General features: G+C 76.6%; 12 protein-coding genes. 3 read left to right on the forward strand and 9 right to left on the reverse strand.

Translation table 11 applies throughout. The annotated features are described in order from the left end of the window. Positions 1 to 26: 26 nt before the first annotated feature. A complete protein-coding gene (locus KPL59_RS22535) occupies positions 27 to 713 on the forward strand; it encodes a FadR/GntR family transcriptional regulator (RefSeq protein ID WP_226358288.1) in 687 nt (228 codons plus the stop codon). A 20-nt stretch (positions 714 to 733) separates the two neighbouring features. Continuing rightward, complete coding sequence (locus KPL59_RS22540; RefSeq protein WP_226361882.1) at positions 734 to 1,390, forward strand: maleylpyruvate isomerase family mycothiol-dependent enzyme; 657 nt, start codon at positions 734 to 736, stop codon at positions 1,388 to 1,390. Between the two features lie 51 nt (positions 1,391 to 1,441). On the opposite strand, the gene KPL59_RS22545 is transcribed toward KPL59_RS22540, so the two are convergent. Genes KPL59_RS22545 through KPL59_RS22570 form a run of 6 tightly spaced genes read right to left on the reverse strand, consistent with a single transcriptional unit; the run spans position 1,442 to position 4,393 of the window. Continuing rightward, positions 1,442 to 1,951, reverse strand: coding sequence for a gamma carbonic anhydrase family protein (locus KPL59_RS22545; protein WP_075306893.1), 510 nt, complete (start codon positions 1,949 to 1,951; stop codon positions 1,442 to 1,444). A 4-nt stretch (positions 1,952 to 1,955) separates the two neighbouring features. After that, a complete protein-coding gene (locus KPL59_RS22550; protein ID WP_226361883.1) occupies positions 1,956 to 2,471 on the reverse strand; it encodes an O-acetyl-ADP-ribose deacetylase in 516 nt (171 codons plus the stop codon). Continuing rightward, on the reverse strand, positions 2,468 to 3,241 hold the full coding sequence (locus KPL59_RS22555) for a 5-formyltetrahydrofolate cyclo-ligase (protein ID WP_020627881.1): 774 nt from the start codon (positions 3,239 to 3,241) through the stop codon (positions 2,468 to 2,470). The genes KPL59_RS22550 and KPL59_RS22555 overlap by 4 nt, the downstream gene beginning before the upstream one ends. Positions 3,242 to 3,266: 25 nt before the next feature. Beyond that, positions 3,267 to 3,494, reverse strand: coding sequence for a Rho termination factor N-terminal domain-containing protein (locus KPL59_RS22560; RefSeq protein ID WP_226361884.1), 228 nt, complete (start codon positions 3,492 to 3,494; stop codon positions 3,267 to 3,269). Between the two features lie 36 nt (positions 3,495 to 3,530). Then, positions 3,531 to 4,016 carry an NUDIX domain-containing protein gene (locus tag KPL59_RS22565; RefSeq protein WP_226358294.1) on the reverse strand — a complete coding sequence of 162 codons (486 nt, stop codon included), beginning with the start codon at positions 4,014 to 4,016 and terminating at the stop codon, positions 3,531 to 3,533. Further along, the gene (locus KPL59_RS22570) at positions 4,013 to 4,393 is read right to left on the reverse strand and encodes a GNAT family N-acetyltransferase (protein WP_226361885.1); all 381 of its coding nucleotides are present in this window, start codon (positions 4,391 to 4,393) and stop codon (positions 4,013 to 4,015) included. Before KPL59_RS22570 ends, KPL59_RS22565 begins: the two co-directional genes overlap by 4 nt. 164 nt (positions 4,394 to 4,557) lie before the next feature. Between KPL59_RS22570 and KPL59_RS22575 the strand changes: the two genes are divergently transcribed. Next, positions 4,558 to 5,379: a DedA family protein gene (locus KPL59_RS22575; protein WP_226358285.1), complete on the forward strand. Its 822-nt coding sequence runs from the start codon at positions 4,558 to 4,560 to the stop codon at positions 5,377 to 5,379. Between the two features lie 30 nt (positions 5,380 to 5,409). Here KPL59_RS22575 and recD read toward each other — a convergent pair whose 3' ends face one another. The 3 genes from recD to recC are packed head-to-tail and all read right to left on the reverse strand — an operon-like array spanning position 5,410 to position 14,290. Then, positions 5,410 to 7,440: an exodeoxyribonuclease V subunit alpha gene (recD, locus tag KPL59_RS22580; RefSeq protein ID WP_226361886.1), complete on the reverse strand. Its 2,031-nt coding sequence runs from the start codon at positions 7,438 to 7,440 to the stop codon at positions 5,410 to 5,412. Then, entirely contained in the window at positions 7,437 to 10,916 is a 3,480-nt protein-coding gene (locus KPL59_RS22585) for a UvrD-helicase domain-containing protein (protein WP_226361887.1), read from the reverse strand. The genes recD and KPL59_RS22585 overlap by 4 nt, the downstream gene beginning before the upstream one ends. Beyond that, positions 10,913 to 14,290, reverse strand: coding sequence for an exodeoxyribonuclease V subunit gamma (gene recC / locus KPL59_RS22590; RefSeq protein ID WP_226361888.1), 3,378 nt, complete (start codon positions 14,288 to 14,290; stop codon positions 10,913 to 10,915). Before recC ends, KPL59_RS22585 begins: the two co-directional genes overlap by 4 nt. Positions 14,291 to 14,314: the final 24 nt, after the last annotated feature.

Below are 14,314 nucleotides of genomic sequence, written 5' to 3' on the forward strand. Positions count from 1 at the left end.
GGACCACACACAAGCAGGAGGACGACGTGCCTGTTCCCGCCGCCTACGAGATGGTGCTCGCCCACGTCGAGGAGCGCCTGACGAGCGGCGAGTGGCGCCCGGGGGACCGGCTCCCGCCGGAGCGCGAGCTCGCCGCGACGCTGGGCGCCTCCCGCCAGGCGGTCCGCGAGGCGCTGCGGGTGCTGCAGGCGCAGGGTGTGATCCGCTCGCAGGTGGGCACCGGCGCCGACTCCGGGACGGTCGTCGTGCCGGCCCCGGCGCGGGCGCTCGGCCGGGTCCTGGCCCTGCACCTGGCGGTCGACTCGTTCCCGGTCGACGACGTCACCGAGGCCAGGGTCATGCTCGAACGGTTCTCCGCCGGGCTCGCCGCGCGTCGGCGCTCGGCGTCGGACCTGCTGGAATGGGCGGCCGCGCTGGACGTCATGGACGCCGATCTCGATCCGGCCGCGTTCAGCGACGCCGACATCGCCTTCCACGTCGCCATCGCCGCGGCCGCCGGGAACCGGCTGGTGGGGGAGCTGACCCGGGCGATCCGGGAGTCGGTGCGGGGGATGCTGCTCGAGGCGATGCAGTCCCAGGGGGACTGGCCCGCACTGCGCGAGCGGCTGCGGGCCGAGCACCGGGAGATCCACGCGGCCCTCGCCGACGGCGACCCGACGCTGGCGGCGGACCGGATCGAGGCGCACATCCGCGCCTTCCACGGCCGGGTCTGAACTGCCCTACGCTCGCCGCGGTGACCACCTCCGACCTGCCCGACGCCGCCGTCGTCGAGATCTCCGCCCGCCGTCGTCGTGCGTTCGCCGACCTGGTGTCCTCGCTCGACGCGGCGCAGCTCGCGGCGCCGAGCCTGTGCGCCGGGTGGGACGTGCGGACCGTCGCCGGACACCTGGTGTCCGCGTTGACCACGACGATCCCGTCGTTCCTGGTCCAGGTGCTGTGGGCACGGGGGAACCTGGACCGGGCCGTCGACCGGGCCGCGCGGCGGGAGGCCACCCGCCCGGTCGAGGAGCTGGTCGCGGTCCTGCGCGAGCGGGCCGACAGCTCCGTCGCCCCGCCCGGCATCGGGACGCGGGGCCCGATGACCGACGCGATCGTGCACACCGGCGACGTCGTGGTCCCGCTCGGGCTGCCGTTCGACCCCGACCCCGCCGACGTGCGCGTCGCGCTCGACTTCGTGGTCGGGACGGTCCCGCTCGCGTTCACCACGCGGCGCCGGGTGGCGGGGCTGCGGTTCGTCGCCGACGACGCGGGGTTCGACGCGGGGCAGGGCGCGCCGGTGCGGGGACGCGCGATCGACCTGCTGCTGGCCGTGTGCGGGCGCCCCGCCGTGCTGGACCGGCTCACCGGGGACGGCGTCGCGACCCTCGCCGGACGCCTGACCCGCCGCTGACCTCGGCTGACCGCCCGTTCCCGGTCCCGGCCGCCGGGGCCGATCGGTGGGTCAGGTGTTCGCGTCGCGGTGCAGCCCCAGCAGGTGGACGTAGGCGGCGGCCGACAGCGGGATCGAGTCCCGCTCGGCCTCGCCGAGCTCACGACGCACCTTCCCCGGGACCCCGGCGACCAGCGACCCGGGCGGCACGACCGTGCCCTGGGTGAGCACCGCCCCCGCGGCGATCAGCGACCCGGCGCCGACGTGCACCCCGTTCATGAGCACCGCGCCCATGCCGATCAGCACGTCGTCGGCCACCGTGCAGCCGTGCACGACCGCGCGGTGGCCGATGGTGACGCCGTCGCCGATGGTCGTGGGGAAGCCGGGGTCGGCGTGCAGGACCGAGCCGTCCTGGACGTTGGTGCGGGCGCCGAGGGTGATCGGTGCGAGGTCGGCCCGGACCACGCAGGTGTACCAGATCCCGGTCTCCGCGCCGACGCTCACCTCGCCGGCCAGCACGGCGCCGGGCGCCACCCAGGCCTGCTCGTGGACCTGCGGGGTGTGGCCGTTCACGGTGATCATGGGGTCAGCCTAGGGTGGTCTCGAAGGCGGCGAGGACGTCGTCGCTGAACAGGACGAACCGGACCTCGGCCACCGCGGTGCCCGCGTCGGCGACCTCCCGGACGGTGGCGACGGCGATCCGGGCGGCGTCGTCGAGCGGCCACCCGTAGATCCCGGCCGAGACGGCGGGGAACGCGACCGTCCGGGCGCCGAGCTCGGCGGCGACCCGCAGCGACTCGCGGTAGGCGCTCGCCAGCAGCGCCGACCGGTCCTCGCACTTCGCGTACACCGGGCCGACGGTGTGGATCACCCAGCGGGCGGGCAGGTTCCCGGCGGTCGTCGCGACGGCCCGGCCGGTGGGGAGCCCGTCGGGCAGCTCCGTGGCACGCAGCCGCTCGCACTCGGCCAGGATCGCGGGCCCGCCGCGACGGTGGATGGCGCCGTCGACCCCGCCCCCGCCGCGGAGGCCGGAGTTGGCGGCGTTGACGACGGCGTCGACGCGGGCCTCGGTGATGTCCCCGCGCTCGCAGACGATCCTCATGCGCGTGCCTCCTCGCGCAGCCGTCCCAGCAGCGGAATGGCCGCGATCTTGTCCTCGGTCAGGGAGCTCCACACGATGCCGCCCTCGGGGCGGCGGCGCCGGTGCTGCCGGCAGTCGACGACGCGGTCCGGGGTGACGACGAGGTCGACCGGCGCGTCGTGGTCGGCCCACGGGACCACCCCGGCGTCGCGGAGCTGGAGCTCGTGCACGGTGGTGACGACGAGGGTGTCGTCGGAGATCAGCCCGGCCGCGCGGGCCAACGCGAACTCGAGGTCGGCGAACCCGCCGCCCTTGCCCAGCCGCGCTCCGTCCGCGCCGACCGCCACACAGCCGGTGACCACGATGTCCACCGGCTCCAGCTCGTCGACGGCGACGCGGCGGGCCGACCGGGTGGCATTCTTGATCGACACGGCCCGGCGCGGCGGGTCGGCCAGGTGGTCGGGGTCGAGGAGGAAGAACGGGTCGTCCTCGGCCAGCCTGGGGACGGCCATGTAGACGGTCTTGCCGTCCTCCAGCGCGTACTGCCGCACCGGGAGCTGTGCGGAGTCCGGGTTGGACTTCACGGTGCGGGCGGCACGCCACACGTCCAGCTCGCGCAGCCGCCGGGCCGCGGCCTCCGCACCGACGAAGTTCGAGATCCGGTTCCGCGCACCCGGGAACCGGGAAACCTTCTGCTCGGTCAGCGCGGTCCAGACCTCCTCGCGCAGCTCCGCCTTGCGGGCGAGGATCTCGGGGTCGCCCCCGGCGTCGTGGTCGTGGCGGCGGCTCATGCCCGCGACCCTGCCAGGCCGCCGGTCAGTGCTTCCGCAGGGCCTCGATCAGCTCGTCCTTGGTCATGTCCGAGCGGCCCTCGATGCCGACCTTCTGCGCCTGCGCGTAGAGCTCGTTGCGGGTCTGGTTCTCGTAGTCGCCGTGCTCACCGCCACGCCGTCCGACGGTGTCGCGTCCCTGCGCCGCCGCGGCGTTCGCGATCCGCGCGGACTTCTCCTTGGAGTTGCCCTCCTCGCGGAGGCGCTCGTACATCTCCTCGTCCTTGATGCTGTTCGCCATGGGGGTCGACTACCCGCCGAGCAGCTCCGCCAACCTGTCCAGCAGCGGCACCTGCCCCTTCACGATCTTCTCCCGGGCGGTCGCGAGGTCGAACCACGCGGCGCGGTCCAGCTCCGGGAAGCGCAGGGTGCGCCCGGAGCGGGGCGGCCACTCCATCTCGACCCAGCTGCCGTCGTCGGGACGGTCGGCGACGGCGTCGGCGCCGGTGAAGCCGGACCCGTCCAGCGCGAAGGCGGTGACGGTCTTGCGGGACTGGCGGACCGTGCCGAGCGGGACCGGGTCGCCGTCGGGTGGCGGGGCACCGATCTCCTCGGTGAACTCGCGGCGGGCCGCGTCGAGCGGGCTCTCGTCGGGAGGGTGCTCGCCCTTGGGCAGGGACCAGGCGTGGTCGTCCTTGCGGGCCCAGAACGGTCCGCCCATGTGGCCGAGCAGTACCTGCGGGCCGTTCGGGCCGGTCCGGTGGAGCAGGAGGCCGGCGCTGGTCACGGGAGTCATCCGGCGATCATCCCGGACGGGCGGGTCGGTCGAGCCGGAGCACGTGGGACAGCGGGGGGTCGGCCGGGTTGTCGGGGGGCAGCTCCCCGGTCGCGATCCGGCGGAACCCGGCCTTCTCCGGCCCAGCGGGCGCGTTGGACCAGCCCGACCGGGACACCGCCGAGCTCGGCGACGAGGTCCTCGCCCGGTTCCTCCCCGCACAGCCCCGCCCCGAAGTCGTGTTCGAGGGCCTCGTCGGTGGTCTCGTGGAACCACCACCGGTGCACGTGCGGCGCGGCCAGCCAGCGTTGCAGCAGGGGCAGGTCGGCGCGCACCAGCGGACGCAGGGCGACGGGTGCGTCGAGGAGAGGTCCGTCGGTCGGTGCGGCGGGCGGCACAGAGCGGGAGCGTAGCCGCGCCGCGGGACGCCGCCGAGCGGTTTCCTCCTCCGCCCGGACGAGGACGGGGCGGTGGGCATGTCGTCCTCCCTGCGGATTCGGACAGGACCCCGTCCGGCCTAGGGTCCTGTGCCGAGGGAACGCCATCGGACGAGGGGACGACGATGACGAACGACCACACCGGACGAGCCGCGCCCGCCGGGGAGCAGGTGGCACCCGCCGCGGACGGGGCGGTCCCCGACGGGGACGGCGAGGCCCCCGCACGGACGCGGTGGTGGCGGCGCGACTACAGCCCGGAGGAGATCGAGGCGGGCAAGCAGGCCTGGCGCGATGCGATGCCGTGGGACCACCCGATGTCGCGCGGCGACAAGGTGCTCGTCTTCTCCACCCTCGGCCTGCTCGTGTTCATGCTGGCGACGATGCCGCTGCGGCCGTTCCTGCTGGCGTCGCACCCGGTGTGGCTCGCCGCGGTCACCGGCAGCCTCTCCGCGGTCGGCGCGGGCGCGGCGTTCGCCCGGATCGGGGAGGCGGACCTGTGGGTCGTGATCGCCGCCGGCGTGTTCGGGATGATCAAGTTCGACTGGTTGTTCTGGCTGGCCGGGCGCCGGTGGGGTGAGAAGATCGTCGCGTTGTGGGCGCCCGGTGACCTCGCGAAGCGGTTCGTCGGCCGGATCCGCAGCTGGCCGCGCTGGGCGATGCCGATCGCCGTCGTCGCGTCCGCGCTGCCCGGCATCCCGGCCGCGGCGGTGTTCGCCGTCGCCGGCCTGGGGAAGATGCGGCTCTGGACCTTTCTGCTGTTCGACGCGATCGGTGCCGCGCTGATCACCGGACTCGTCGCCGGGCTCGGGTTCGGGCTCGGGCAGCACGCCGTCGACGTGGTGCTCGCCATCGACAAGTACGCACTGTGGATCAGCCTGGCACTGGTGGTGCTCGTCTCGGTGCAGGCGGGCCGCAAGCAGAAGCAGCAGGCCCCGCCGGCCGCGTGAGCCGTGCCCGCGCCGGCGCGGCCCGGGACCTCAGGTCCCGAGCCGCTGCTGCAGGCCGCTCGCACGCCCGGCGGGGCGGCCGATCGCGGCGCGCACCGCCTCCTCGGTGCCGATGATCCGCACGGCCTCCTTCGCCCGGGTGACGGCGGTGTAGAGCAGCTCACGGGTCATCAGCGGTGAGTCCGCGGGCGGCAGCACGACGGTGATCCGCCGGAACTGGCTGCCCTGGCTGCGGTGCACCGTCATCGCGTGGACGGTGCCGACACCACCGAGCCGGGCCGGCTCGAACGCGACCGAGGAGTTGTCCCGGGCGAACACCGCGCGGCGCCCGGATGCGGTCCGGACCACGACCCCGGTGTCGCCGTTGAACAGCCCGAGGTCGTAGTCGTTCGTGGTGACCAGCAACGGACGACCCGGGTACCAGGGGGCCTCGGCGGCGAATCCGGGACGCTCGGTCTCGATCCACCGCTCGATCTCCGCGGTCCAGCGGGCCACCCCGTGCGGGCCGCGGCGGTGCGCGCAGAGGACGCGGTGGTCGTCGAGCACCCGCAGCGCCCGTGCGGAGTCCCCGGCATCGGCCGCACCGATCACGTCCACCGCGGCCCGGACCACGTCCTGGCGGAAGGTGTCCAGCCGGGACGGCTCGATCTCGGCCGCGTCGCCGTCAACGAAGGACAGGTCGGCCGCGCCGCGACGCAGCAGGGCGACGGCGGTGTCGGCGTCGGCGTCCTGCACGGCGGCCGCGAAGTCCGCGATCGTGCCGCCGAAGCGCCAGTTGCGCTCCAGCCGCACCACCCCGTTGCGGACCACGACGGGCGGTCCGGGCTCGGCGGGCGCCGGTGTGACCGCGGTACCGGATGCCGGGACGGGCCGGTCCACGCGGAACGCGCCGCAGGCGGCCAGTGCGTCCTGCAGCGCGGGCTCGGCCCGCCCGCCCGCGGCGGCGAGGTCGCCGAGCACCGCGCCGGCCTCCACCGAGGCGAGCTGCTCCGGGTCCCCGACCAGCACCAGCCGGGCGTCGGGCCGGACGGCCTCCAGCAGCCGCGCCATCATCGTCAGCGACACCATCGACGTCTCGTCGACGACCACGACGTCGTGCGGCAGCCGGTTGCCGCGGTGGTGGCGGAACCGGCCCGAGGTGCCCCGCGAGCCCAGCAGCCGGTGCAGTGTCGACGCGGTCGCCCCCGCGACGGCGGCCCGGTCGGTCTCCGGCAGCCGCCCGTGGGCCTCGGCGACGGACTGGGTCAGCCGGGCCGCGGCCTTCCCGGTCGGCGCGGCGAGCGCCACCCGCAGACCCGGCGCCCCCGGCGGGGCGGTCGCGCGGTGCAGGTCGTGCAGGACGGCGAGCAGGGCCGCGACCGTCGTCGTCTTGCCGGTGCCGGGGCCACCGGCGATCACGGCGACCGGTCGCAGCGCGGCGACCGCGGCGGCGAGGCGCTGCCGTTCGGCGCCGGGGTCGCCGAGCAGCCGGTCCAGCGCCGCGCACAGCCGGTCGGGGTCGCCGGCCGCCACCGGCCCGGCGCGCGCGGTGAACTCGCGCCGGACCAGCTCCTCCTCCTGCCAGTAGCGCTCCAGGTAGAGCAGGTCCCCGAGCAGGCGCAGCGGCCGTCCGGCGGGACCGTCCTCGCCGACGGCGACCAGCGGGCTCGCCGCGCACGCCGCGCGCCACGCCGCGGGCTCCGGCCAGGGCAGCCCGGACACGTCGACGGCGACCTCGCCCTCGCCGGCGGTCGTGTCCGCGGCGCTGGCCAGGTCCACGCACACCGACCCGTTGCGGATCGCGCGGACGGCGAGCGCGGCGGCCAGCACCACGGGTTCGGGTTCGGGGGTGGCCGGATCGTCGGCGGCGGTCGGGTCGCCGCGCCCGCCGAGGGCGGCGAGCCGCCGGGCGACGTGGATGTCTCCCGGTGCGAGGATCTCGGCCTCGTTGAACGCGGCGAGCACCCCCGTCGCGGTGCGGGCGGCCCGCGGGCCGAACGGGTCCCGTTCGGGGGCCGGTGGCACCGGCGGTGCTGCCGTCGCTGCCGTCGGTGCCGGGGTGGAGGGTGCGGTCGTCGTCACGGGGTGCCTCCGTCCAGCAGGTCCGACAGCTCCTCGACCAGGGCGGCGGGTGGCCGCCAGGCGAAGACACCGCAGGGCGCGGCCAGCGGCCCGGACCCGGTGACCGGGGTGTCCGGCCCGCACATGCCGCGCAGGAACAGGTAGCCGACCCCGCCGAGGTGGGTGTCCGGGTCGTAGCCGGGCAGCCGCCACCGCAGGTAGCGGTGCAGTGCGACAGCGTAGAGCAGGGCCTGGAGCGGGTAGTGCGCGTCGGCCATCGCCGTGGCCAGCCGGTCGGCGGTGTAGTGCGCCGCGGTCAGCGGGTCGCGCCCGGACGGGCCGGTCGGGCCCAGCCAGTTCGTCTTGTAGTCCACGACGAGGAACCGCTCCCCGGCCCCGTCGCGGATCCGCAGCACCGAGTCGATGCTGCCGGTCAGGTAGCCGCGCAGCGGCTGCCCAGCGAGGTCGGGGGAGTCGAGCAGGTCGGCGTAGCCGTGCAGCGGGTCGTCGGACCCGAGGTGCCTGCGGACCGCGGCGGCCAGCCCGGACAGGGTGAGCCGCCCGGTCGGGGTGTCCCCGCCGCACAACGGCAGCTCGAAGTCCAGCTCGGACAGTCGGTCGCCCGGGGCGACGTCGGCCAGCGCGAGCCCGGACGCGCTCGGCCCGAGCGGGGTCCGCAGCACCGGGACGAGCGCGTCGGCGAGCTCGTCGGGATCGAGGTCGGCCGGCTGGTGGCGCAGCTCCTCGGTGACGTGCGCAACGACCTCGGCGCGCAGCGCGGTGTCGCCCCCGGCCGCGGTGGTGGTGTCGAGGTGCTCCAGCACGGCGTGCACCAGGGTGCCGAACCCGGTTCCGGAGGGCAGGTCGGCCATGGGGGAGGGGAACGCGGCCGGGTCGGCGGCGCCCGTCGCGGTGCCTCCGCCGGCACCGGGGAGCGGAGCGGCGTCGGGCTCGTCGACGATGCCCTCGTCCTCGGGCTCGGTCAGCACCCCGGGGGCGGTCGCGACCGGCTCCGGCTCGGCGTCGACGGCCGGGTGCGGGTGGTGCGCGGCGTGCGCCGCCGCGGTCAGCGCGGTGTAGGAGGTGCGCCGCCACGCGGTGTCCAGGGTGCGGGAGAACGTCGCGACGGCCGGTTCGGCGCCCGGCGGGACCGGGGTGCGCCCGACGGGGTCGCGGTCGCTCACGGTCTCCACCGACGCGCCGGCCGGGGCGAGCCGTTCCCGCAGGAACGCCAGCGCGTTCGCGTCGCCGGGGACCTTCGCGGTCGGCTCCGGATCCGCGCCGGGCCCGGCGTGCCCGAACAGCACCCGGTGCAGCGACGACGCCGCCGTCGTGGTCCCGGGGACCCACCAGGCGACGACCTGGCTGCAGGCGCGGGTGAGCGCCACGTACAGCAGGCGGAGGTCCTCGCCGGCCTCCTCGGCCTGGTGCAGCGCGGTGCGCCGGGTGCGGTCCGGGCCGGTGGACCCGCCGACGTCGAGCAGCCGCCGCGGACCGTCGGAGCCGGGCGGGGTGTCGTGGTAGAGCAGCGTCTCGGGCCGGTCGTCCACCCAGCGGTCCCACGCGAAGGGCAGGTACACGACCGGGAACTCGAGCCCCTTGGACCGGTGCACCGTCACGATCTGGACGGCGTCGGCGTCGGACTCCAACCGCCGGCTCCGCTCGGCCGAGGTGTCGCGGGCGGCCTCGCCGATCCGGTGCCGCAGCCACTCGGTGAGGGCCGTCGGGCCCAGGTGTCGTTCCAGCGCCGCGGAGTGCAGCACCTGGCCGACGTGGCGCACGTCGGTGAGGTCGCGCTCGCCGTCGGGGCTGCGCAGCAGGCGTTCGGCGGGGGCGTAGCGGGCGAACACCGCCTCCTGCAGCGCGGCGACCCCGCGCTCGGCGAGGACCTGGTGCCAGGCCCGCAGGTCCGCGCCGAGCTGGTCGACCAGTCCCTCGGCGTCGGGCCCGCACAGGTCGGCGACGGTGTGCCCGACGAACCGGGTCAGCGCGGCGGCGCGCAGCCGCATCGAGCGTTGCGGCTGCTCGACGGCCTCCAACAGCGTCAGCCACTCCGCGGCGACCGGCGTGGTGAACACGCTGCTGGTGCCGGTGAGCACGGCGGGCACCCCGGCCTCGGCGCAGGCGTCCCGCACCAGCATGCCCTGGGCGTTGGTCCTTACCAGCACCGCGACCTGGCCGGGGCGCAGCTGGTCCCCCGCGAAGCGGGCGGTGCCGTCGAGCAGCTGCGACAGGTCGACGGCGACGTCGCGGGCCACGACCGCGCGGGCGCCCTTGGCCCGGGCCAGGCCGCGCCCGGTCAGGTCGAGCCGGTCCCGGTCGATCAGCCGCAGCCGCAGCGGGGCGTCGTGCCGGGCGGTCAGCCGCCGCCCGGTGTGGTGGGCCCGGACCGGGTGGACGACGATCCCGGGGTCGCCGAGGGTGGCCTCGCCGAACACCGCGTCCAGCGCGGTGAGCAGCGCCGCGTCGCTGCGGCGGTTCGTCGACAGGGTGCGCTTCGTCGCCGCCGCGTCGGCGGCCCGCAGGTAGCTGTGCACGTCGGCGCCGCGGAAGGCGTAGATCGCCTGCTTCGGGTCGCCGATCAGCACCAGGGTGGTCCCCGGGGCGGAGTGGAAGGCCAGGGAGAGGATCTCCCACTGCGGCGGGTCGGTGTCCTGGAACTCGTCGACGAGCACCACCGAGAACCGTGACCGGAGCCGTTCCCGGGCGGCGGGGCCGCGGACCGGGTCGCGCAGCGCCGTCGCGAGGCGGGTGAGCATGTCGTCGTAGCTGTAGATGCGGGCGCGCCGCTTGCGGGCGTCGACCTCGCGGCGCACCGCGGAGGCGAAGCCGTAGCGGGTGGCGGCCGGGGTGGTCGGGTCGGCGTCGCGGGGCTCCAGCTCGGCCTGCGGGTCGCCGACGGCGCGGCGGGCCAGCGCCAGCGCCGCGGCCCGGTCGAACGCCGGGCGGCCCGCGTTCGGCGCGGCGTACTTGCGCACGTAGAAGTCGTCGACGACCTCGGTGACGACGTCGTCGACGTGGTCGACGAACTCCGCGTCCGGGTCGTTGTCCCCGGCCACGCCCAGCCCCGCCAGCATCTGCATGCAGAACTGGTGGGTGGTGGCGATCGTGGCCGCGTCGAACGACGCCGAGGCCACGGCCAGCCGGGCCCGGCGCCGCTCCAGCTCGGCCGGGTCGGTGGCGGCCAGGTGCGCGACGACCGGGTCCGCGTCGGGAGTCGGCGGGGTGGCGCCGGCGAGCACCGCGGCCAGCGCGCGCTCGGTGCCCACCAACCGCTCCCGGACCCGCTCGCGCAGCTCCTGGGTGGCGTCGCGGCCGAAGGTGACCAGCATCAGCCGGTCCAGGTCCGCGACGCCCTCGGCGACGTAGCGGGTCGCGAGCGCGGCGATCGTGTAGGTCTTGCCCGTCCCCGCACTCGCCTCCAGCACGACGGTGCCGGTCGGCAGCGGGCCGTCGACGTCGAAGGTCGGTGCCGACAGCAGGCTCGTGGTGCTCACGGCGCGTCCTGCCTCTCGTGGTCGAGCAGCGGTGCCCACAACCGGACGGCGAGCTCCCCGAACCGGGTGGGCTCACCGCCGGAACCGGGCTCGGGACGGACGACCAGCGGGCCGCCCGCGCCGCCCCGGACGAAGACGTGCGGGGCCTCGGCGTGCTCGAAGCGCGACCACTCGCTCTCCGCCGCGGCGAACGCGTTGGCGGGGACCACGCCGCGGGCGCGGTTGCGGGCGTAGACGGCGGCGGCGTCGGTCGGCAGCGGCAGCGGCGCCCGCAGCCCCTCGCGGCGCAGCGCGACCAGGTCGGCCAGGGTGCGACGGGCCAGGCCGGGGTCGACCGGGCCGAGTACCGAGCGCGCCGCGCCGCCGGGGCCGCGGCCGACGGTCACCGCCGTCCAGGACCGGCCGGGGTGTGCGGCGGTGAGCGCGAGCAGCTGCACCCAGGCCCGCAGCCGGTGCTTGGCCTTGAGCCGCGAGTACTCGAGACGCACCACGACGTCGCCGTGCAGGCCCGGCACCGTCCCGGCGACGGCGCGGCCGTCCTCGGGGGTGCCGGTGAGCTGCGCGACGAGGTCCTGCGAGCCCGCCTCGCCGGTCGCGACCGACGCGGCGACGGCGACCAGCGGCTCGACCTGCCCGCCGACCTCGGTGAGGACCCGGTGGCCGATCCCGCCGGGCGGGAGGTCCCCGCGCAGCGTCTCGGCCCGCGCCACGGCCTGCGGTGCGGCCCCGGCGAGCCGGTCGGTCAGCAGCCGGTCACCGATCTTCCAGGTGGCCAGGCCGTCGAGCTCGACCGGCAGCGCGTCGTCGGGCTCGACGTTCTCCTCCGGCGGCAGCACCCGCACCCGCTGGCGCAGGAACGCCCGCACCGGGTGCTCGACGAACGCGACCAGCTCGTCGAGCTCGACCACCCCGTCCGGCGGGTCCTCCGGCGGGGGCAGCGGGTCCGCACCGAACAGCGGGGTCACGGTGCGCGGCCCGGCCGCGGCCTCGGCGCCGCGCAGCGCGGCCCGGTCGAAGCTGAACGGCCCGTCGGCCAGCAGCGCGCCGGGGGTGAAGTTGCGCCGGTCGAAGGGCTGCAGCGGGTGCCGGGCCCGCAGCGCCCGTGAGGCGGGGGTGCCGGAGGTGGTCCGCACGCAGGCGTCGATCGCGTCGCACAGCTCCCCGACCGGTACCGACGGCGGTCGGTCGGCCCCGGTGCGCTCGTCGGCACCGGAGGACACCACGACCAGGTGCCGGGTGGCCGAGCAGATCGCGTCGAGCAGCAGCTGGCGGTCCTCCCCGCGCGGGTCGCGCTCGCCGACGACGGGATCCCGGGCCAGCACGTCGTCCCCGTCGGAGGCGCCCGCGCGGGGGAACACCTCGTCGTCGCAGCCCAGCAGGCACACCACCTTGTGCGGGACGGCCCGCATCGGGACCAAGGTCGCGACGGTCAGCGTGCCGGTCCGGAAGTTCGCCCGGCTGGGCCGACCGCGCAGCCGCTCGGCGAGCAGACCGCGCACGTCGGGCAGGTCGAGGTCGACGGTGGCGGCCTGCGGCCCCGCGGAGGCGACGACGTCGGCCAGCTCCGCGCGCGCCTGCCCGGCCTGCCAGGCGTCGGTCGGGGTGGTGTCGGTCAGCGCCGACAGCCCCTCGACCAGCGCGTCCACCCACGCCGACAGCGGCTGCGGCCCGCGCAGCGCACCGAGCACGGTCGCGAGCCGGTCGACGAACTCGGCGAGCCGCCCGACCAGGTCCACGTCGGAGGAGTCGACCTCGTCCAGCGGCAGAGCGGTGCCCAGCCAGGCCGGGGCGCCCGGTGTCTCGGCCATCGCGACGCCGACGAGCATCCGGTCCAGACCGGCTCGCCAGGTGTTCTGCCCGACCCCCTCGAGCCGGTAGGGCCGGCGGTGCGCGGCGTCGAGCCCCCACCGCACCCCGGCCGCGGTGACCAGCTCGGACAGCCGCTCCAGCGCGTCGTCGTCGAAGCGGAATCGGCGCCGCACCGGGGCGGAGGCGACCAGGTCGAGCACCTGGGAGGCACTGACCCGGGACCCGGCGAGCTCCAGCAGCGACGACACGGTGCCCAGCAGCGGGTTCGCCTGGCGCAGCGCCCGGTCGGCCAGGCGCACCCGCAGCCGGTGCCCGGGGTGCAGCTCCTCGCGGGACGGGCCCGCGCCGTCCGGGGTGTCCGCGTCCGGGGCGAGACCGAAGGAGGCGGTGATCAGCGGCGCGAACACCTCGATGTCCGGGCACATGACGATGATGTCGCGCGGCTCCAGGTCCGGGTCCGCGGCGAGTAGCCCGAGCAGCACCTCGCGCAGCACCTCCACCTGCCGGTCCGGGCCGTGGCAGGAGTGCAGCGCGACGCTGCGGTCGGCCGGGTCGAGCAGCGGACGGTCCGCGGGGGCGGGCGGCACGGCGTCGTCGCGCAGCGCGGCCTGCAGGCGGCGCAGCAGCGTCGGCGGGCCGGTGTCGGCGGGGGCCGGGTGGTGGGTGTCGGCCACCGTGGGCCCGGCCGGGGGCAGCCGCAGCGCCAGCTCCCGGGTGTCGCGGCCGAGCGAGCGCAGCAGCGGGTGACGGACCGCCTCGGCGCTGGTGTCGGTGGCACGCGACGGCACCCCCGGCGAACGCCCGGCGCGCACCGCCTCCCACATCACCGGCGACGGGTGCGGCAGCCACAGGTGGACCTCCCGGTGCGCCGCGAGGGACTCCAGGACGGCCAGGTGCTCGGCGGCCAGCCGGGTCGGGCCGAACAACGACAGCCGCGGCCCCACCTCGGGTCCCGGGTCGGCGCCCCCGCGCAGCAGGGCCACCGCCTCGTCGAGCCGCTCGGCGGGACCGGGGACCCCGAGCGCCGTGCGCAGGCGCCGCCACAGCTCGGGCTGCCACCGCAGGTCGGCGGGCACCGCGTCCTCCCCGGCGCGCCAGCGGCGCAGCAGCTCGGGGCGGTGGGTGGCGTAGGAGCCGAACAGCCCGGCCAGTGTGCGGGCGAGCGCGTAGCGGCGGCCGTGCCCACCACGCTCCAGGTGTGCGGCCAGGGCGGTGAACCGGTCGTCCCCGGACGTGGCGACGGCCTCGTCGATCAGCTCCAGCAGCGGCCACACCGACCGGCCGGGCGACCACGGGTCGGTCGCCGGGTCCGTGCCGGTGACGTGCGCGACGACCCCGCCGAGCAGCGCGGCCGGGGCCGGGAACCGGACGTTCGCGCAGACCCCGCCGCTGCCCGACCCCGCACCCAGCCGGTGTGCCAGCCGCTGGGCCAGCCAGCGCTCCACCCCGCGCTCGGGGCCCGCGACGGTCTCGGCCGCGAACGGGTTACCCGAGCCGACCGCCAGCACGTCGGCGAGCGCCTCCACGAGGGTGTCGGCGCGTTCGGCCCGATGGATCTCCAGCACGGACCGCACGGTAGCGGCGACCCC

The sequence above is a fragment of the Pseudonocardia sp. ICBG1142 genome, from assembly GCF_020496255.1.
Classification (GTDB): Bacteria; Actinomycetota; Actinomycetes; order Mycobacteriales; family Pseudonocardiaceae; genus Pseudonocardia.